The organism is Exiguobacterium sp. CH10 (genome assembly GCF_018617635.1).
Classification (GTDB): Bacteria; Bacillota; Bacilli; order Exiguobacteriales; family Exiguobacteriaceae; genus Exiguobacterium; species Exiguobacterium aestuarii_A.
Genome location: NZ_JACSKO010000001.1, coordinates 700,983 through 719,886, shown reverse-complemented (window position 1 = coordinate 719,886; position 18,904 = coordinate 700,983). Strand labels below are relative to the sequence as shown.

Genomic DNA, 18,904 nt, shown 5'->3' with positions numbered 1-18,904 from the left:
AAACCCTTCATTTCGAAAATGAAGGGCAAACCTCAATTAAGGGGTGGGAAATGCGGCAACACATATTCTCCTAATTCATCCATCACTTCTTCAGCCGGACGTTCCCCGTCGAAGAGGGCGAAGAAGAGGTGATTCACGCCGATGGCACGATACGCTTCGAGCAATTTGATTAAGTGGTTGCGACCGAGACGGAAACCGAGGCGAATCGGCGTCGGTGGCTCGTCTGGGTCATGCGTCAAGTCAAGATGCATCGGCATCGAGAAGGGACGGAAAGCACGACCGTGCGCTTCACCGCTCGCGCGCCAAGCGTCGAGCACTTGCTGCTGCGCGAAAGGTGCCTGTGGGTAGTACATCCATCCGTCCCCGTTCGCCCCGAGCCAGTCCATATCTTGTTGTGCGAATCCAGTGATCATCGTCGGGATCCGTTTCTTCGGACGTGGTACGAGCGTTGCCTGTTCGACTTCCCCATAAGGTGAGTCAATCGTTGGGTAGTTGTAATAGAGTGCTTGCTCCATGACACGAAGCGATTCTTTGAACTGGTCGCCGCGTGTCGGGTGATCGACTCCGAGTCCTTTGAAGTCGGCACGACGGTCGCCTGACGAGATTCCGAGAATCAATCGTTCTGGGAATAACGCCTCAATCGTCGCGACTTCCTTCGCTGAACGAAGGGGATGACGGAGTGGTAAGACGAGCGCGGATGTACCGAGCGCGATGTTTTTTGTTTGACCGAGTAAATGGGTCCCGTAGATCAACATGTCATAAATCTGACCGACGGCAGGGTCCAAGAAGTTCGGGTCTTTGAGTAAAACATCCCGTAACCAGAGCGCCGTGAAGCCATAATCATCAGCCTTTTGGGCGAGTTCGACTTGACGTTCGAGTGTCGGGGTACGCATCTTGAAATTTTCTAAAGGGATGTGGAGGCCGAGCGTAAGCTCGCCCTCCCGATACATCCGGTTGTAGCTTTTATGATTGTTGAACATAAGCTCCTCCTTAGTTTGCTTCCAAACGACGAGAGATGGCTGTCAAGATGACGGCGATGATGACCATGATCCCACCGACCCACGGTGTGTGGACGAGTCCGATTGAATCGGCGACGAGTCCGCCGATTGTCGCACCGAGGGCGATCCCGATGTTGAAGGCCGCGATGTTGAGTGCGGATGCGACATCGACAGCAGCGGGTACATATTTTTCAGCCAATTGTACGATATACAGTTGAAGTCCAGGTACGTTCATGAAGGCGAGAAGTCCCATCAAGACGATGGCGATGAGACCGGCCACTTTGAACGGAATCATGAACGACATGAGGATCATGACCGTTGCGTGAACGATGAACATATAGAACAGTGCTTTCGCCGGGTTTTCGTTGGCGAGTTTTCCGCCGACCGCGTTCCCGATGGCGACCGCGATTCCGTAAACGAGTAAGACGACGCTGATCAAGCTCGGGCTAATCTTTGTCACGTCTTGCATGATTGGTGTCAAGTACGTAAACGCAACGAACGTTCCGCCGTAACCGAGTGCTGTGATCAAGAATCCGAGCATGAGACGACCGTTTGTGAGTAATTTCTTCATATCTGAGAACTTCGCCGGTGGTGACTGTTTCAAATCTTTCGGAATCAAGAAGAAGCTGGCGATGATTGAAACGACACCGAGTGCTGCGACGGCAAAGAATGTGGCACGCCATCCGAACGCTTGACCGATGAAGGTACCGAGTGGGACACCTGTGACGGTCGCGACAGTTAAACCTGTGAACATGAGTGCAATGGCACTCGCTTTTTTATGCGGAGGTACGAGTTGTACGGCAATTGTGGCTCCGATTGAGAAGAAGACACCATGCGAGAACGCGGTGATAAATCGGGCGACGATCAAGAGTTCAAAACTTGTCGACATGGCAGAGACCAAGTTTCCGCCGATAAAGACGACCATCAGTGCCATGAGTAACGTCTTGCGGTTCATTCGGTTCGTCAGTGCCGTTAAAATCGGTGCACCGACGGCGACACCAATGGCGTATCCTGAAATAATGAGACCCGCGAGTGTGATCCCGATGTTTAAGTCACTTGCAATCGATGCGAGCAATCCGACAGGGACGAACTCGGTCGTCCCGATGCCGAAAGCACTAATGGCGAGGGCGAGTAATGCCAGTCCTCCATTTTTAGGTGCCTGTTCTTCAACAGGTTGCGTATATGGTTGATTCATGAGTAGTTCCTCCTAGTTGATGAAAAATGGTGTGGAAGACGAGGGCCCTTCGTCTCCCGATAGCAAAGACATCTCACTTTCCTCTATTGTTCAGTACGGTCGAAAAAGTACCTTACCGTCTCAAGAGGGTGCTACGAGCGAAATGAACTTGTATTGATTTGCTACAGTTGCTATCATAAGGGCATGAAAACCGCTTGAGAAGTACGTACTTTAAAGTGCGGTAGGCACCAAAAAGTGCCTATGGAAGAAATGGAGGAACTGATATGCCATATAACATTCCGGTCGAAGCGACACTTGACGTCATCGGCGGTAAATGGAAAGTCGTCATCATGTGTCACTTGATCAAAGGAGAGCGTCGGACGAGTGAGCTGCGTAAACTCATGCCGAACATCACCCAGAAGATGCTCACCCAACAATTGCGTGAGCTTGAAGCGGACGGGATCGTCGTGCGTACGGTGTACGAACAAGTTCCACCGAAAGTCATCTACTCACTCTCAGAGTATGGATGGTCACTTAAACCGATTTTAGACGCCATGTGCGCCTGGGGCGAGTGCCATATCGACCAGTCTGGAGAAGAGGTCATCTCATAACAATCACGGTCGTCCATAGAGGGCGACCGTTTTTTGTGTGGGGAAGTCGGGTACAGAGACAGAGACAAGGAGGGACTTAGGATGGACTTGAAAACTTTTTTGTTTACAGATGACGGATCTATCCCGAATCATCCCGACTATCCGGCGCTTCTGTATCGTGGCGTCTTTGATGACCCGAGCGGGATGCAGGAAACGTTCGCTCATAATGAATGGACGAACAGTTGGGTGAATGGGGTGTTCGATTATCATCACTATCACAGCAACACGCATGAAGTGTTGGGCGTATTACATGGTGAGGCAACCCTTCAACTCGGAGGAACGAATGGTGATCTCGTACGCGTCAGTGCAGGTGATGTCCTCGTCTTGCCGGCGGGTACGGGACATCGGCGCATCGAGGCGAGTCAAGACTTCCAAGTCGTCGGGGCATACCCGGACGGTCGCGACTATGACACGTTGACCGGGAAGACGGAAGAGCGACCGGACAACGTAAAGCGAATCGAACAAGTCGAGAAACCGACACTCGACCCCGTCTTCGGGACGACGGGACCGTTACATGAAGCATGGACAAAGGAGGAAACGTTATGAATCAACGACTACCACATTCTTTATTACTCGCGGCATTGAAACAGAATGTCGTCGAATTGAAAGACGGACGGGAGATGCGCACACTCGGGCAAGGGACGTGGCGTATGGGGGAAGAAGAATCAAAGCATGACGCTGAGGTGGAGGCGCTTCGGACAGGACTCGACTGCGGACTCCATGTCATCGATACAGCTGAGATGTACGGGGAAGGGGAGTCGGAGAAGTTGGTCGGCGAAGCCATTCAAGACCGACGCGAAGACGTCTTTCTCGTTTCGAAAGTGTATCCATACAATGCATACGGCGACAAACTCGTCAAAGCATGCGATGCGTCACTCGAACGACTCGGGACTGACTATCTCGACCTTTACTTACTCCATTGGCGAGGGGATGCCCCGCTCGAGGAGACGATTCAAGGGATGGAGCAGCTCAAGGCAGACGGCAAGATTCGGGCATGGGGTGTCTCGAACTTCGATGTCGAGGATATGAAAGAATTGTTGTCTCTGCCTAACGGAGACAATTGTGCGGTCAACCAAGTGCTCTATCATCTTGGGAGTCGAGGGATCGAGTATGACCTGCTCCCTTATTTGAAAGAACAAGGCATCCCGGTTATGGCGTACGCACCGCTCGCCGAGGGAAGTGACGTGAAAAAAGACGTCTTCGAAAACGAGACGGTCAATCGACTTGCGGAGGCGTATAGTGCCTCGGTCGCACAAATTTTACTCGCCTGGACGGTTCGGAGCGGACATGTGATTGCCATCCCGAAAGCCGGACAGGCCGAGCACGTCGAGGAGAATGCGGCAGCGCTCTTGCTCGATTTGAGTGAAGAAGATTTCGAGGCGCTCGATGAAGCATTCCCACCACCGACGACGAAACAACCGCTAGATGTCATTTGATGATGTGAACTGGACCGATCAAAGGTCCAGTTTTTCTTTTGTCGAAATCGATTGTCGCTTTCGAGTTGCGGGTAAATAAAGGAAGGACTTGCTTGTGTAGAGGAGACTGATATGACAAGGGAGCTGAAAACCAAATGGAACAGACGTATACCGCCGAAGAATTCAAAGACAAGATGTACACGAATTTGAAAGTACGACCGAGTGATTCCGTTATTTTAATGTGCTCCATCTTCATCGCTTCTATCGGATTGAACATGAACTCCATTCCCATCATTATCGGGGCGATGTTAATTTCGCCACTCATGACACCGATCTTGAGTATCGGTCTCGCCTTGTCGCTTTATGACATGAAGTTATTGCGGGCGGGTGTTCGTCTACTGCTCGTTCAAGTCGCGGTCAGTCTCACGGTCGCGACCATCTATTTCGCCATCTCCCCAATCACTTATGCAAGTAATGAAATCATCGCCCGGACCGAACCGACGATTTGGGATGTCATCATCGCCTTCGCCGGGGGAACCGCGGGGATCATCGGGGCGCAAAAGAAAATGAGTAACAACATCGTTCCGGGTGTCGCCATTGCGACCGCCTTGATGCCCCCGCTCTGCACGGTCGGATATTCAATCGCAACACGGAATTTGGATTATTTGATCGGGTCGAGCTACCTGTTCGTCATCAACTGTGCGTTCATTGCCATCGCGACGTTCATCGGGGTCAAGTTTATGGGCATCTCTCAAGTGTTGACGAAACAGGATGCGAACCATAAAAAAATCAATCGACTTCTCATTGCCTTATCTGTCCTCATCGTCGTTCCGAGTATCTTTTCGGCCGCGACGCTCGTTCAAGACAGCATCGTCCGGACAGGAATCAACAATTTCATCGAAGAAGAGTTTTCAGATGCCATTATCATCAGTCAGGACTACCAGGAAGATGATGATTTGCTTCTCGTAACGACGACAGGGAAACGGTTGACCGAAGAGGAGCTTGCCGAAATCGAATCGCGTCTGCCGGACTACGGGCTTCGCACTATCGAACTCTCGGTGACGCAAGTTCCGGACTTGAATGGATTGTCCGGAGAGAAGGTAGCTGAACTGCTACAAAAATATTTGGAAAGTCGTCTCCAACAGTTCAATCTGTTCGACAGCCGGCAAATCAATTTAGAGGACTTGCCGTTCGAACTACAGAACGAAATCAACCCAAACTAAAAGACCATCGATTTTTCGATGGTCTGACTTGTTAGTTCGCGAGCGGATGTTTCAAGAGATAGTCTTCGATTTGATCGATTGTTTCTTTTAAGACGCCGTCTGCGAATGGCGATTTGAGACCAGCCAGTTCAACGAGCTCGAGGAACGAGCGGCTTCCGCCTGCTTGACAGAGTGTAAGGTAATCGCTCCATGCCGCTTCGCGATCTTCATGCATGCGCACCCAGAACTGGAACGCACACACTTGCGCGAGCGTGTAGTCGATATAGTAGAACGGACTTTGGAAGATATGTCCTTGTTGGTGCCACCATGCACCGGATTCGAGATAGTCGTTCGTCTCGTAGTCACGATGCGGAAGGTACACCTTCTCTAAGTCGCGCCATGCTTGACGACGCTCGGCAGCTGTCATGTCCGGATTGCGGTAGACGACATGTTGGAACTCATCGACAAGCACGCCGTACGGAAGGAACGTCATGCTGCCAGCCAAGTGGTTGAACTTGTACTTGTCGACTTGGTCGCCGAAGAAGAGCTCCATCCATGGCCAACAGAAGAACTCCATCGACATCGAATGGATTTCACATGCCTCATATGTCGGGAATGCGTATTCTGGAGTCGTCAAATGACGGCTTTCGTACACTTGGAAGGCGTGACCGACTTCGTGTGTGAGGACGTCGATATCTCCGGCTGTCCCGTTGAAGTTCGAGAAGATGAACGGGAGACCCTCAGACGGTAAGTACGTGCAATATCCGCCGCCAGCTTTACCTGGTTTCGCCGTCAAATCGAGGGCGCCGCGTTCTTGCATGTATTGGAAGAACTCGTCTGTCTCGTTTGAGAGTTCCTGATACATCTTGTTTCCACCTTCGATGATGAACGACTCGTCCCCTTGAGGTGTCGCGTTACCGTCCGGGAAGACGAACGACTCATCGTAATAGTAGAGATGATTGACACCGATGCGTTTCGCCTGCTTCTCTTTTAACGCAGAAGCGAGCGGGACGATGACGTCGCGGACTTGTTTGCGGAAGTTGTCGACCATCGACTCGTCATATCCGACGCGTTGCATACGAGCATAGCCGAGTTCAACGAATGATGGGAAGCCGAGCGCGTGGGCGATCTCTGTCCGAACCCGTACGAGTTCCCCGTAAATCCGGTCGAGCTCGTCACCGTTGTCAGAAAGGTATGTATAGCGGACAACGGATGCGGCTTTTCGGACATCGCGGTCAGGTGACTGAAGGTATGGACCGAACTGTGACAAGTTGAGCGTCTTGCCGTCAAATTCAATCTGTGCCGCTGACATGACCTTTTGATAAGCCGTCGCGAGGCGGTTCTCTTCCTGCAATTTCGGGATGAGCGACTCCTCGAATGTCTCGAGTGCACGCTCGGCGAGAGAGAACAACTGGCTACCCCATTCCGCTTCGAGTTCAGAACGAAGCTCGTGGTTCGTCAAGACGCGGTAGTACGCTTGAATCTCTTTCTCATAGACCGGTAGTGCATCGTCGAAGAAAGATTGTTCTTCTTCGTAAAAAGCGTCGCGTGTGTCGACCGAGTGTCGGATCGCGACGAGTTGACTTTGTGTCTCAAAGTCGTTACGTTCCTTATTGATTTGACGAATGAGTTCATTCGCTTCCTCAAGTGTGCTCGCTTGCTGTAATTCGGCAGAATAGTCCGACAATCTGCTGTTTAAAGCGTCCAAGTCGGGCCGTTCATATGACAATTTTGTGAAAGTCGTCATTGTAAGCGCCTCCATCGTGTGAAATTTTTATAAAGTGTAAAAAGGGCTTGCAAAAGCGATTGCACACTCGTATTCTTACGATGTGTAAAACGATTTCGCACTACCTTATATCTACTATACCGTTAATAAGGTAGGGATTGAAGTTTTAGCTTTTCGGGTATAAAAGTGAAGACTTCGATTCAATAGAACATGTTGGAGGGATTAAGCTATGGGATTCTTTAAAAAACTATTTGGTGGTAAAGAAGAACAACTCAACGCGGTTTCACCGCTTACAGGAAAGGTCGTCGACATCACGAACGTACCAGACCAAGTATTCTCACAAAAAATGATGGGTGACGGAATTGCGATCGAGCCGACTGAAGGCAAAGTCGTTTCACCAGTTAGCGGAACAATCGCAACGGTATTCCCGACGAAACACGCGATCGGCATCAACGCGGACAACGGTGCAGAGTACTTGATCCACATCGGTTTGGATACGGTAAACCTTAAAGGTGAAGGCTTCGAGACACACGTCACAGAAGGTCAATCTGTCAAAGCAGGCGACCCGCTCGTCACGTTCGACCTCGACTTCATCAAAGCGAACGCTCCATCGACAATCACTCCGATCATCATCACGAACCATGATAGCTTCGGCGTGAACAAACTTGTCGCAGAAGGCGACACGGTGACAGCTGGATCTTCAGAAGTCGTCGAATTGACGAAGAAATAAGAGAACGATTCATGACTCGGGAGCCTACGCTTCCGAGTATTTTTTTGTGAATTCGGGAATTATAATGGAGAGAGGGAAGGGGGAAATGAGATGGATGGTAAAAATGCACCTTACCGGGGATACGGGGACCGGATTCGAATCTTGCGAGAGCGGGCTGGATTATCGATTGAGACGCTTGCGGAACAAATCGGCGTCGCCCCATATTTTATTCGACGTACGGAACTGAGTGAGGTCTATCCGACGATGCCTTACATAGAGGCGCTCGCAGAAGCTCTGCGCATCGATTCCAATTATTTGGCGCGTCACATTTGGACGGGAGAGTCGCTCAAAGTGTTGATGCGAGGGAAAGTACCCGAAATCGAACAGATGAAGCTCGCCTATGAGGAGGCGATGCACGGGAAGTCCGTCGAGGAGATGCAGCGACAACTTGAGGAGCGGATGCGCATCTTCGACTTGATGCATGAAGAGGAATTGCAGCGAATCTTTGAAGAGGATGAAGAGCCGACGTCGCACCATGCCCTCGAAGCACTCGTCGACGCTGTCCTTGACCTCGGACGGTCCCATGATTCAACTCACAATCGTCACATCGTCCCGTTCGCTCGCTATGTGGAACGACTCGTCCCCGACCAGTTCGCGGACAACTCCTTCCAGTATGCAGAGTACGGTGTCGTAGACAAATCATATAAATTGCAGTGATATAGAACCAAAAAAATGACCAGGAGAATCACTCTCCTGGTCATTTTTCATTGATTAGCGCATCGGACGCGCTTCGTAGCGTACTTTTGGACGAGTGCCGGCAAGTAAAAAGCCGAGCACGATATTCAAGATTGTGAGCACCCATCCGACATACCCGAACGTGTAAGCGAGACTCGCCAGCACCGTTTGCCAGTCGAGCAGAGCTGCTGCGTCGCCGCGGAATGTGAAGCGGATGACGGTGAAGCCAATGAGTGTCGTTGCAGTAATCATGATGCCGATCCATGCGCCACCGAAGCGAGACGTTTGTGGACGTCTGCTGACCGGATACCAAAACGCGAGCGTTCCGATAAACGTACTACCTGCATACGCAAGCAGGATTTGCCATAACGCATCCGCGTCTAAGAAGACGGTGTAACAGATGAACGTCGTGAGCGTCGTCATAAACGTAAAGATTAAGGCCGCGAGTAATCGTGATCGCATAGTTCGTTTTCCTCCTCATTTTGCACATTCTTTAGAGTAAACGAAAACGAATTTGCTGTAAACGTTATTGGCGGTTTTGTAATATTTGTCGCCATTGTTTAATGGCATTCGTTCCATAGAATAAGACACCGCCACGATAGAATTTCGAGCCAATCCAAAGCGTCACGCCAATCGTTCCGATGAGTAAGCCGATTGAGAGCGCGACTTCCCACACGGCCACATCGACGAGCATGACCCGAAGGAACATGAGCATCGGGGCAAAGAACGGGACGAACGAGAGAATCGTCACGATGGTCGCGTCTGGATTGTTCAAGCCGAACATCGCCACTAAGAATGCTGCGACGAGAAGCATGATGACCGGCATGACCATCTGTTGGGATTCTTCGACGCGGCTGACGAGTGAGCCGAGTACGGCGAAGAGTGACGCGTACAACAAGTAGCCGAGTAGGAAGAAGACGAGTAAGTAGATGACAGCTCGCGCATTCCCGGCGTTTTCGATGACGGTCGTCGCTAACTCACTGCCGCTCGCGCTGACATAACCAAACCCGAGGAAAATCCCGATCTGGATGAGGGCGAGCGTTCCGATGGCGGACACTTTGGCGAGCATGTGCGTCACCGGATGCGTCGTCGAGATGATCAGTTCCATGACCCGCGACGACTTCTCGGTCGTCACTTCTGTCGAAATCATCGATCCGTACGTGATGATCGAGATGTAAAGGAGCATCAACATGACATAGACGAGTGCCGATGACGAGAGCAGCTCATCCGAGTTCTCACCTCCGCGTCCGAGATACGATTCATCGAGCTGGATTGGCTCACTGAGAGCCGTGATGACAGCCGGGTCAACATCGGCTGATTCGATCAACTCCGCATTACGCAATTGCTGAAGTGACGTTTGCAAGATGGTCGTGAATTCCTGCTCTGGGCGTTCTGAGATGACACGGGCGTCGTAACCGTCGACGAAAGCAACGACTCCGTATTCGCCGTCATTGATTCCGGAGCGTGCCTCTTCTTCTGTGATGTCACTCGTGGCAACGTCTTCGTAGCCGAGCGACTGCATCGTATCGACGAGCGCTGTGTTTTCCGTTACGACGAGGGCGCTCGCTTGCTCCGAATCCTCGAACGAGGACATGATGCGGTCGATGTTCGTGAATCCGAAGATGAAAAGAATCGTCAACGCTGTCGAGATGACGAACGCTTTCGAACGGATCCTCGACTTGAGGGTGAATGCATAGAGCGGTCCAAAGTTATGAAACATGCTGTCCGACCTCCTTGATAAAGATGTCATTGAGCGATACCGGTTGGCGCATGAAAGTCTTGACGTTCGCCTGATGGCGGACGAGTGTCGATAGGACGACGTCGCTATCTTCAAATGAATGTAGACGTACTAAATGACCGGACTTATACGGCTCGATTGTCTCGATGACCGAGAGTGATTCGAGCACGTGAATCTGGTCCGTCTCGATGAAGAGAGCTGGCTCGGCGTAACGCGACTTGATGGAGGGTACGTCACCACTGACGACAGCACGTCCACCTTTTAAAATACCGACATGTTGACAGAGCTCTTCGACATGTTCCATCCGGTGACTCGAAAAGACGATTGTCGTACCAGCGTCACGCAAGGCGAGTACCTCACGTTTCAGGATTTCGACGTTGACTGGGTCGAGTCCACTGAACGGTTCATCTAAGATGACGAGCTCGGGGTTGTGGAGCAGGGCGGCCACGAGTTGGATCTTCTGCTGATTTCCTTTTGACAGTTGCTCGACGCGCATCGTCTCATACTGAGGAATCTCTAGCCGTTCGAGCCATGATTTGACCGCACGTTTGGCATCGCTTGAACGCATGCCTTTCAAACTGGCTAAAAAGACGAGTTGTTCGCGCACTTGTGACTTCGGGTATAGTCCTCGTTCCTCGGGTAAATATCCGACAATCCGATGGTCGACTGCCTTGCCGTTCCACGTGATGCTTCCATCGGTCGGTTTCAAAATGTCGAGGATCATCCGGAACGTTGTTGTCTTGCCGGCACCGTTCGCTCCGAGAAGACCAAACATCTCTCCTTGTGGCACGCGGAACGTGAGGTCGTCGACAGCGGTGAAGTCACCGAATTCTTTGGTGACTCGTTCAATCTGTAATGCCATGTTCTTATACCTCCTTAGAATGTCTCTCTTCTTATCGTACGCCACCGTGAGCAAAAAGTTTCACTTTTTCTGGCAAATGATTTATCTTGAAATCAAGATAATGAAGGAGGATGACAATGAATACGCAGTCTACAGGCATCCATCATATTTCATCGATGGTACAAGACCCACAACGTACGCTTGATTTTTATGGACAAGTACTCGGTCTTCGTTTCGTGAAGCAGACCGTCAATTTTGATGACCCGGGCACGTATCATCTCTATTTCGGGGACGAGGTCGGGACACCGGGAACCGTCATCACCTTCTTCCCAATCCCTGGGTTAGGGAAAGGACAGGTTGGGAGCGGTCAAGTCGGCGTGACGACATATCTTGTGCCGGCAGGAAGTTTACCGTTTTGGGAAGAAAGACTTCAACAGCATGGAATTGCGACCGTCGCCACGCAACGGTTCGAGGAGCCGTCACTTCTGTTTGAAGACCCGGACGGACTCGTCGTCGAACTCGTCGCGCGACCGACGACGAAACAGACGCGCTGGGTCATCCCAGGCGTCACGAAGGATGAGGCGATTGTCGGATTCGCGGGTGCGACATTATTATCAAAAGCACCAGACGAGACCGTACGCTTGTTGACGGAACTGTTTGGATTTGAACGAGTCGGAGAAGACGAGGAATGGGTACGTCTGAAAGGGACGGCTGACTATGGGAACGTCATCGACGTCAAAAAGACGATTCTTCCGAACGGTGTGCCCGGAACGGGGACGGTCCACCATATCGCTTGGCGGGTCGCGGACGGTGAACACTATCCGACGTGGCAAGACGCCATCTTTGCCCTTGGATTGAGACCGACCGAAGTGAAAGAACGGAACTATTTCCGATCGGTTTATTTCCATGATGCCGGACGAATCTTACACGAACTTGCGACAGATGTACCTGGGTTCACCGTGGACGAATCCATCGATACGCTCGGTGAGACGTTACGCCTGCCGCCATGGCTTGAAGCGGACCGTGACAAGATTGTCCGCACGCTACCAACCATTACAATCCCGAAAGGAGAACGGATATGATTCATCAATTCATTCAAGGAACGAAAGAGACGACGCTCGTCTTATTGCACGGAACAGGAGGAAGCGAGCAAGACTTGATCCCACTCGCAAAAGAGTTGTCATCAGAATCGAACGTCCTAACGCTACGAGGGGACATTCTTGAGAATGGGATGACCCGATTCTTCCGTCGTCACGCAGAAGGCGTTCTCGACCTCGAAGATTTAAAGAAGCAGACAGAACGCTTCCTTCAGTTTTTAGATGATGCTGCAGCGGAGTATGGAATCAAACGCGACAAGATGATTCCAATCGGATATTCGAACGGGGCGAACTTGATCGGTTCGGCACTGTACCGTCAACCGGCATTCGCCGCCTCACTCTTGTTCCATCCGATGGTCCCAGACCGTTCGCTCACATTGCCGGACTTGTCAGGTACGAACGTATTCATCTCGGCAGGAGAGCGCGACCCGATTTGCCCGAAAGCAGAAACAGAAGAGCTGACATCGACACTCCGGAATGCCGGAGCGGACGTCGAGCTCTTCTATCATACGGGTGGGCATGAAGTGCGCATGGAAGAAGTCGAGGCGGCACGGACATGGATCGCCGCTCACCTCGACTAATTCGTTCAAGCCATTTTTTTCGGTTTGTTCGGACGAGAATAGACGACGAGGACACCTCGGTCAATCAAATAGGCGGCGAATAAACGTTTCGCTTCTTCAGCATGCACGGTTCGGTCGATTTGGATATACAATCGGCCGAGCTTTTTTTGTGAGGTTCGCGTGAGCAACCAGATCGAGTCGAGCGTATACTGCCAGCTCTGAAGCGTGTCGCCACCGATGTATAAGTACCGGTTTTGGGTGCGCTCGAGCAGATAGTTGAGCCACCAGACGTCACGGACCAATTTGGCGCACACACCGAGCGCGAACGTGAGACCGAGGAAGGCCATACTAGACAACACAGGATGAATGGCAGAGAACCCGTTACGGACCGACTCAAAGGCCACCATCAGTAGCCCGACGGAAAAGCTGCTGATTAACCACCAGAATCCGAAGTTAGAGAATGAACGTTTCGGGTCGTGCACCATATGATGTCGATTCCGGATGATCGAAGCCATTCTCTCCACCTCCTTTATTAGAATATTCTGAATATTTAGTAACACTACTATACTATACTGTACCCAATCCCGTCTATTTGAATACGTACACAACGTGCTGAATCGTGAGGATTTTTTGACGTTTCGGCTTGCAATACGCGAATTATGGGAATGATGACAGTGAAGACATGAAAATTTTGTTGAAACGTAATTTCACTTGGCGAGGGAATCGATTATGATAGGTGAGGGATTTTTCTATCTGACCTTCCATGCAGTCCGTGTGCGAATTGAACGTGAAAACATGAAGGTCAGCTTCATCGCAATCATCATAAAGAACTAGAGGGAATGTTATGAGAAATTATTGGTATGACAATATTAAGGGAGTACTCGTCTTACTCGTCGTGTTCGGTCACCTGTTGACGGACGTCCGCGGCGTATATGACGACATTCTTCCGAAGTGGGTGTATTTGTTCCTGTACACCTTCCATATGCCGTTATTCATTATGCTAAGCGGTTACTTCTATCGGGAGAACCGTTATTTACGTGTGATCCAATTGTTCGTCGTCTACGTCATCTGGCAAGTCATTCTCGGGTCGTGGTTCGCTTTCACAGAAGGCATCCCGATTTTCTCGCTAGAGAATCCGGGACTGAATCTGTTGAAACCGTATTGGGCACTCTGGTATTTGATGGCGATCATCTTCTGGTACATCATCACCCCGTACGTGACTCAGCTAAAAGGGTATGTGCTATACGCACTTCTATTTGCGCTCTTGTTCGGGTTCCAGGCTGAGGCGACCGGCTATTTCGCGTTACGAAAAGTGATCATGTTTTATCCGTTCTTCTTAATCGGGAACTGGATGTCCGAACGGAACACACTCAACTTCTTCGAGCTACCGAAACGGGCCGAACAACGGAATCGTTACCGGATTGGGGGAGCGATTGTCTTTGTCACATTAACGATTGGCTTATTGGTCTCCATGCGCGTCCAACAAGCAGACACGTTTTATCATATCGGAAACTTGTTCAAGTTCCGCTTCGCTTATGATACGGCGGTGCCGGAGGCGATGTGGAGCGGACCGTTCGCATTCTTGATTGTCTATACGGTGTCGCTCCTCATGTCAATCAGCTTCGCGCTCATCATTCCGGGACGAAAATTACCGGTCTTCTCGAGGGCTGGTCGATATAGCTTATATGTCTATCTCGTTCACGTGTTCTTTGTCGTCGCCTGGAAAGCGTTCGTGCCGGCTGGATTCATGCCGACGTCCTGGATGCAATTGCTCGTCTTGTTCGGTGTCGCATTCGTGATGGTACTCGTGATTATCAGTCCGCCGATGGTCCGTCTCTTACGTCCGCTCGTCGAGATTGACGTGAGGCGCGTACAAAATACGAAGGGTGTGAAAGGGTAAAGTCTTTTCTAAACGCTTCATTTCCGCTACACTTTATAAAGAGGAAACGAAACTAGAGTTAAGGAAGTGACCCTATGCCATACGAAAATGGAATGCACAGCACAGAAGGTGACGTGAACGTCTCACGTCATGTCGTAGAAATGATCGCCGCAGTCGCGGTCAAAGAAACGAAACACGTATCGTTCACGCAAGAAGACACGAAATTGTCAGAGCGTGCGCTCATGAAGCATGTGAAAGTCGATGAGTCAGAAGAAGGCATCACGATCAACTTGTCACTTTATATCGCATATGGGCAGTCAATCATCAAAACGGTGACGGCGGTTCAAGAGCGAATCACGCAAGATATGGATACGATGCTTGCGATGACACCACGTTCGGTGAACGTGAAAGTCGTAGGGATCCAACTGTAAAAGAGAGAGGAGAGCAGAGAGCTCTTCTCTTTTTTTGATTTTTGCGAAAACGGTTGCATCAAGATAACGTTTTCATTTATAATAGAAATCGAACAAGTGCAACCGTTTGCATCATTGACCAAACGTGCGACGGGTACTTGTCAAGTTCCCTAAATGTAGTCTGACGACACAAGCATTTGAAGGAAAGGCGGAAAGCATGTATGTCAACGATTGAAGCAGTGATTTTCGATTTGGACGGTGTCATCACTGACACGGCAGAGTACCATTACCTCGCTTGGAAGCAGCTCGGTGAAGAGCTCGGAATTCCATTTGACCGCGAATTCAACGAAACGCTCAAAGGGGTGAGTCGGACTGAATCGCTCGAGCGGATCCTTACGCTCGGCGGAAAACAGAACGACTTCACGCCGGAAGAGAAAGAAGAACTCGCCCAAAAGAAAAACGAGCATTACGTTGAACTCATTCAACATATCTCATCTGACGATCTTCTTCCTGGTATCGTTTCATTCCTGGATGAAATCAAAGAGGCGGGACTTAAAATCGGAATGGCGTCTGCTTCAAAGAACGCATTTGCGGTCGTTGACGCACTAGGTGTCCGTCATTACTTCGACCATATTGTCGATGCAGCAACTGTCGCCCAGTCAAAACCACACCCCGAAGTGTTTTTGAAAGCCGCTTCTGCCCTTGGCGTGAAACCCGAACTCGCCATCGGCGTTGAAGACGCGGCTGCAGGCGTAACTGCAATCAAAGCGGCAAACATGTTTGCTGTCGCCGTCGGAGAAGAATCGATGCTTGGTCATGCAGACCTCATCGTCGCTTCTACCGACGACCTTTCACTCGATCGCATCCTCGAACGCGCTCGCGTGTAATGGACTACAATCATCTTCCGTGAGACGGCGACTGCCCCGAACAGTCGCCGTCTTTTTATAGTCCAAAAGTCCCGAATAGACAATATTGCCCAAAAAGAGATGACAAGCACATTACAAATCCGTTACACTTTTATAGAAGATATCAAGGGATTATTAGGAATTACTGATTTAAAATAGGGAATTCCTAAAATTAATTGGATGTAGAAGGGGATTTGTGTATGGAATCTACGAATGTGAATGAGCACATTTATCGAGAATTGATGGAAATCGAAGAATCTTACCGTCAATTGCAACGACGTGCGGAATATTTGATCGCGGAGTTGAGTCGAGACAAAGAAGAGACAGACTCAACGACCGATGCGTCAAAACGCCTACGTCCACGTCGTGTGAATCAGCGTTATCCGCTCGAAGTATATGTTCATCAAGTGACGGACCTTTTAAAAGAGCGTCAGACGATGAGCGTACGTGATATCCAAATGGAACTCGAACTTCGTTATCGTCATCACATTAGCAATATTTACCAATTGATGGTGAAGATTGAAGGGGTCAACCCAGAGATTAAAAAGATTGGTCGCGGTCTTTATACATATGAACCAGCAGAAGAAGTAGCCGTAACACATTCATAAGTTTGAGCCGATGGGGAACGCCCCATCGGCTTTTTGTTGTAAACGGACTGATATCAACTCATCGATTCAAAATATGATATAATTCGCCAGAGTCTATTTTTTTGAGAGAGGAACTGTCGGCCCATGCTATGGATTGCCATGTTGGTCAGTTTTGTAATGGCCATCTTGATTACACCGCTCGTTCGTCGATTCGCATTCTTTATCGGTGCAGTCGATCATCCGAACGCACGAAAAGTACATTTACGGACGATGCCACGGATCGGTGGTCTGGCGATTTTCATCGCCTTCTTCATCGGCTATGCGCTACTGCTCCCGACGAGTCGTTATAATGACGCCATCTTGATTGGGGCCGTCGTGATTCTCCTGACCGGACTGATCGATGACCGTTTCCAGCTCTCTGCCCGCGTGAAGTTGATGGGGCAGATGATTGCGACGGTCGTCGTCTTGAACTCTGGGATGCGCATCGAGCTCGTCAATCTCCCGTTCGACCAACAACTGTATCTCGGGTCATGGAGCATCCCGGTCACGGTTCTCTGGTTGATCGGGATTACGAACGCGATCAATTTGATTGACGGACTCGACGGTCTAGCCGCCGGTGTCTCGAGTATCGCTCTCGGAACGATTGCCGTCTTAGCAATCATTCAAGGGAACGTCTATTTGACGATGATGGCTTTATTGTTGCTCGCAAGTACGCTCGGCTTTCTCGTCCACAATTTCTACCCCGCGAAGATTTTCATGGGGGACACGGGGGCACTGTTTCTCGGTTATATGCTCGCCGTCTTCTCACTGATCGGCTTTAAGAACGTGACGTTGTTTTCACTTGTTGTCCCGGTTCTCTTGCTCGGGTTGCCGATCTCGGATACGATTTTCGCAATCGTTCGTCGGCTCGTCCAAGGTCGACCTCCGATGTCGCCGGACAAGTCGCATATGCACCACCAGTTGATCGACATGGGGTTCACGACGCGCCAAGCTGTCCTACTCATGTATGGGATGACGCTATTCTTCGGCATCTCATCGATTTTATTTGCGAAGACGACAATGCTGGGTGCTGTCATCACGTTCGTCGTGGTCCTGATTGTCATCGAATTGATTGTCGAATCGACGGAACTCATTCATCCGAACTATAAACCCATCATCCGAACGTCCCGTCGACTCCTTGGTCGACCAAGGACATAAACAAACGGCCGGTATCGCCTAGCGATATCGGCCGTTTTCTTTAGTAAATCGTCGTCTCGGTCATCGAGTCGTCTGTCTCATCGGTTGACGGTTCGTCCGCCGTGACGGGCATTCCAAGCTCCGTTTGGAGAAGGGCTTGCGCATCTCGTAAATCAGCGGGGTCGAGCTCATAGTAATAGACACCGTTCAACGTCAAATCGGTTCCTTCAAGTGTTTCACGATTGAACGACTTGAGCGATTTCGTATACGGTTGAAGCTGTGAGGCTTCCGACAAGGACATGTTCGTTCGAATGTTCTCGCCGACCGCGTTCATGATCCTGTTCAACTTGGTGAACGAATTGATCGTGGTCGCCTCGTTGATGATGGCCTCGATGACTTGTTGCTGTCGACCGGCCCGACCGATGTCACCGGCAGGGTCTTGTTTTCGCATGCGGGCGTAGGCAAGTGCTTCTTTTCCGTTCAACACTTGAACGCCTGGTTCTAACTCGACGTTTCCGGTCGCTTTTCCGGAGATGGGGATGAGGACGTCAATCTCGACGCCTCCGACCGCATCGACGAGGTCTTCGATGCCATCAAAGTTGATGGTCGCATAGTAGTCGATGGGGATGTCGAGCAAGTTCTCGACGGTCGCGATCGTCGTATCGATGCCGCCGTAAGCATACGCATGATTGATTTTGTCTTTGAATGGTTCTCCTTCATCAAGGATGATGTCGACATACGAGTCGCGCGGGATGCTGACGAGTGTCACTTGACGTGATTCCTTGTTGAATGTCGCGACCATCAACGAATCACTTCGACCTTCTTCAAGCGAGGCGCCGCCATCGACCCCTGCTAACAGGACGGAGAAGTGGTCTTTGGTCAAATCGATGGTCTCGTCGCGACGCTCAGACTTGTCGCCACGCTCCAACTCTTTGTTCGCGTTCTCGGCGGTCTCGTTCGCTTTGAAGACAAAATAGCCGAAAGCAGAACCGCCAATCAGCAAGACGACACCCAACACGATGAGGACGATTTTCCAAGGTGACTTTTTCTTGCGTGGGGGTGTTTCCATGTGGATTCCTCATTTCAGTTGTTTCTTTTAGTA

At 50.5% G+C, this 18,904-nt stretch carries 21 protein-coding genes; 13 read left to right on the top strand and 8 right to left on the bottom strand.

The annotated features are described in order from the left end of the window. Positions 1-32: 32 nt before the first annotated feature. Together KNP04_RS03725 and KNP04_RS03720 are read right to left on the bottom strand one after the other, a co-directional pair. Entirely contained in the window at positions 33-980 is a 948-nt protein-coding gene (locus KNP04_RS03725; protein WP_214874692.1) for an LLM class oxidoreductase, read from the bottom strand. 10 nt (positions 981-990) lie between these two features. Continuing rightward, positions 991-2,193 (bottom strand): MFS transporter, encoded by a 1,203-nt coding sequence (locus tag KNP04_RS03720; RefSeq protein ID WP_214874691.1) that lies wholly within the window; start codon positions 2,191-2,193, stop codon positions 991-993. A gap of 263 nt (positions 2,194-2,456) precedes the next feature. Between KNP04_RS03720 and KNP04_RS03715 the strand changes: the two genes are divergently transcribed. From KNP04_RS03715 to KNP04_RS03700, 4 genes are all read left to right on the top strand, one after another. After that, a complete protein-coding gene (locus tag KNP04_RS03715; protein ID WP_214874690.1) occupies positions 2,457-2,783 on the top strand; it encodes a winged helix-turn-helix transcriptional regulator in 327 nt (108 codons plus the stop codon). A gap of 81 nt (positions 2,784-2,864) precedes the next feature. Then, positions 2,865-3,368, top strand: a complete 504-nt coding sequence (locus KNP04_RS03710; protein ID WP_214874689.1) for a cupin domain-containing protein — start codon at positions 2,865-2,867, stop codon at positions 3,366-3,368. Next, positions 3,365-4,258, top strand: coding sequence for an aldo/keto reductase (locus tag KNP04_RS03705; RefSeq protein ID WP_285801204.1), 894 nt, complete (start codon positions 3,365-3,367; stop codon positions 4,256-4,258). Before KNP04_RS03710 ends, KNP04_RS03705 begins: the two co-directional genes overlap by 4 nt. A gap of 134 nt (positions 4,259-4,392) precedes the next feature. Beyond that, on the top strand, positions 4,393-5,460 hold the full coding sequence (locus tag KNP04_RS03700) for a DUF389 domain-containing protein (RefSeq protein ID WP_214874688.1): 1,068 nt from the start codon (positions 4,393-4,395) through the stop codon (positions 5,458-5,460). A gap of 31 nt (positions 5,461-5,491) precedes the next feature. Here the strand turns inward: KNP04_RS03700 and KNP04_RS03695 are convergent, their stop codons facing one another. Then, positions 5,492-7,186: a M3 family oligoendopeptidase gene (locus tag KNP04_RS03695; RefSeq protein WP_214874687.1), complete on the bottom strand. Its 1,695-nt coding sequence runs from the start codon at positions 7,184-7,186 to the stop codon at positions 5,492-5,494. A 208-nt stretch (positions 7,187-7,394) separates the two neighbouring features. Here KNP04_RS03695 and KNP04_RS03690 point away from each other — a divergent pair, with 208 nt between their 5' ends. Both KNP04_RS03690 and KNP04_RS03685 read left to right on the top strand, forming a co-directional pair. After that, positions 7,395-7,895 (top strand): PTS sugar transporter subunit IIA, encoded by a 501-nt coding sequence (locus tag KNP04_RS03690; RefSeq protein ID WP_012727005.1) that lies wholly within the window; start codon positions 7,395-7,397, stop codon positions 7,893-7,895. Positions 7,896-7,985: 90 nt separating this feature from the next. Continuing rightward, positions 7,986-8,591, top strand: a complete 606-nt coding sequence (locus KNP04_RS03685) for a helix-turn-helix domain-containing protein (protein ID WP_214874686.1) — start codon at positions 7,986-7,988, stop codon at positions 8,589-8,591. A 54-nt stretch (positions 8,592-8,645) separates the two neighbouring features. On the opposite strand, the gene KNP04_RS03680 is transcribed toward KNP04_RS03685, so the two are convergent. The 3 genes from KNP04_RS03680 to KNP04_RS03670 all read right to left on the bottom strand — a co-directional run bounded on the left by KNP04_RS03680 (position 8,646) and on the right by KNP04_RS03670 (position 11,209). Continuing rightward, entirely contained in the window at positions 8,646-9,071 is a 426-nt protein-coding gene (locus KNP04_RS03680) for a hypothetical protein (RefSeq protein WP_214693732.1), read from the bottom strand. Positions 9,072-9,135: 64 nt separating this feature from the next. Further along, on the bottom strand, positions 9,136-10,329 hold the full coding sequence (locus tag KNP04_RS03675; protein ID WP_214874685.1) for an ABC transporter permease: 1,194 nt from the start codon (positions 10,327-10,329) through the stop codon (positions 9,136-9,138). Further along, positions 10,319-11,209 (bottom strand): ABC transporter ATP-binding protein, encoded by an 891-nt coding sequence (locus KNP04_RS03670; RefSeq protein WP_214874684.1) that lies wholly within the window; start codon positions 11,207-11,209, stop codon positions 10,319-10,321. The genes KNP04_RS03675 and KNP04_RS03670 overlap by 11 nt, the downstream gene beginning before the upstream one ends. A gap of 116 nt (positions 11,210-11,325) precedes the next feature. Here KNP04_RS03670 and KNP04_RS03665 point away from each other — a divergent pair, with 116 nt between their 5' ends. Together KNP04_RS03665 and KNP04_RS03660 are read left to right on the top strand one after the other, a co-directional pair. Then, positions 11,326-12,270 carry a ring-cleaving dioxygenase gene (locus KNP04_RS03665; protein ID WP_214874683.1) on the top strand — a complete coding sequence of 315 codons (945 nt, stop codon included), beginning with the start codon at positions 11,326-11,328 and terminating at the stop codon, positions 12,268-12,270. Beyond that, the gene (locus KNP04_RS03660) at positions 12,267-12,866 is read left to right on the top strand and encodes an alpha/beta hydrolase (protein WP_214874682.1); all 600 of its coding nucleotides are present in this window, start codon (positions 12,267-12,269) and stop codon (positions 12,864-12,866) included. Before KNP04_RS03665 ends, KNP04_RS03660 begins: the two co-directional genes overlap by 4 nt. 5 nt (positions 12,867-12,871) lie before the next feature. Here KNP04_RS03660 and KNP04_RS03655 read toward each other — a convergent pair whose 3' ends face one another. Then, complete coding sequence (locus KNP04_RS03655; RefSeq protein WP_214693723.1) at positions 12,872-13,360, bottom strand: hypothetical protein; 489 nt, start codon at positions 13,358-13,360, stop codon at positions 12,872-12,874. A gap of 329 nt (positions 13,361-13,689) precedes the next feature. Here KNP04_RS03655 and KNP04_RS03650 point away from each other — a divergent pair, with 329 nt between their 5' ends. The 5 genes from KNP04_RS03650 (at position 13,690) to KNP04_RS03630 (ending at position 17,823) form a co-directional block, all read left to right on the top strand. After that, entirely contained in the window at positions 13,690-14,745 is a 1,056-nt protein-coding gene (locus KNP04_RS03650; protein WP_214874681.1) for an acyltransferase family protein, read from the top strand. Between the two features lie 92 nt (positions 14,746-14,837). Next, on the top strand, positions 14,838-15,155 hold the full coding sequence (locus KNP04_RS03645) for an Asp23/Gls24 family envelope stress response protein (RefSeq protein WP_251129819.1): 318 nt from the start codon (positions 14,838-14,840) through the stop codon (positions 15,153-15,155). A 200-nt stretch (positions 15,156-15,355) separates the two neighbouring features. After that, positions 15,356-16,021: a beta-phosphoglucomutase gene (gene pgmB / locus KNP04_RS03640; protein ID WP_214874680.1), complete on the top strand. Its 666-nt coding sequence runs from the start codon at positions 15,356-15,358 to the stop codon at positions 16,019-16,021. Positions 16,022-16,239: 218 nt separating this feature from the next. Then, the gene (locus KNP04_RS03635) at positions 16,240-16,647 is read left to right on the top strand and encodes a Rok-like winged helix domain-containing protein (RefSeq protein WP_214874679.1); all 408 of its coding nucleotides are present in this window, start codon (positions 16,240-16,242) and stop codon (positions 16,645-16,647) included. Positions 16,648-16,770: 123 nt separating this feature from the next. Further along, positions 16,771-17,823: a glycosyltransferase family 4 protein gene (locus KNP04_RS03630; protein ID WP_074033780.1), complete on the top strand. Its 1,053-nt coding sequence runs from the start codon at positions 16,771-16,773 to the stop codon at positions 17,821-17,823. A 40-nt stretch (positions 17,824-17,863) separates the two neighbouring features. Here the strand turns inward: KNP04_RS03630 and KNP04_RS03625 are convergent, their stop codons facing one another. Next, complete coding sequence (locus KNP04_RS03625; RefSeq protein WP_214874678.1) at positions 17,864-18,871, bottom strand: LCP family protein; 1,008 nt, start codon at positions 18,869-18,871, stop codon at positions 17,864-17,866. Between the last annotated feature and the right edge of the window lie 33 nt (positions 18,872-18,904).